Raw genomic sequence first — 537 nt, 5'->3', positions numbered from 1 at the left:
CTGCGCCCATGGTACTTCGTCTTAAGACGCGGGAGAGTAGGTCGCTGCCAGGTCTGCAAATCGCAACTCAGTTGATACTTCTCAATCACAAGCCAACGGCCCAAAGCCGAAACAAAGGGCCGCTCAACGCGGCCTTTCGTGTTATAATCATTCCGCGGGGTGGAGCAGCCCGTTCGGCCTAAATTCGATCCACCGGATCGATCTCTTAACGGCCTCACCTCGTCAGGCTACGCCTGACATCGCTCCCGGGCTCAGACAGTCCGGAATAAAATAACGCGGGGTGGAGCAGCCCGGTAGCTCGTCAGGCTCATAACCTGAAGGCCGCAGGTTCAAATCCTGCCCCCGCAACCAAAATTCCCCATAGATCGGCATCTACCTTCTTATCGCTGGCGGAAAAGCTGCGCTTTCCCTGGCGATGGTAGCTTCTCGTCGCTGACGCTCGCCATAATCTGAAGGCTGAGCAACGTGACGGTTCAAATCATGCAACCGAAATCAACATTTCCCTAAAAGCCCGCCAATAGCGGGCTTTTTGCGTTT

General features: G+C 55.1%; 1 tRNA gene. It reads left to right on the top strand.

Features of this window, described 5'->3' with window-relative positions:
- The first annotated feature begins 274 nt into the window (after positions 1 to 274).
- A tRNA-Met gene (locus CO660_RS22000) sits at positions 275 to 351 on the top strand.
- The last annotated feature ends 186 nt before the right edge of the window (positions 352 to 537 follow it).

It is taken from the genome of Rhizobium sp. L9 (assembly GCF_002531885.1).
GTDB lineage: Bacteria > Pseudomonadota > Alphaproteobacteria > Rhizobiales > Rhizobiaceae > Rhizobium.
This window is presented reverse-complemented; position numbering and strand designations above follow the sequence as displayed.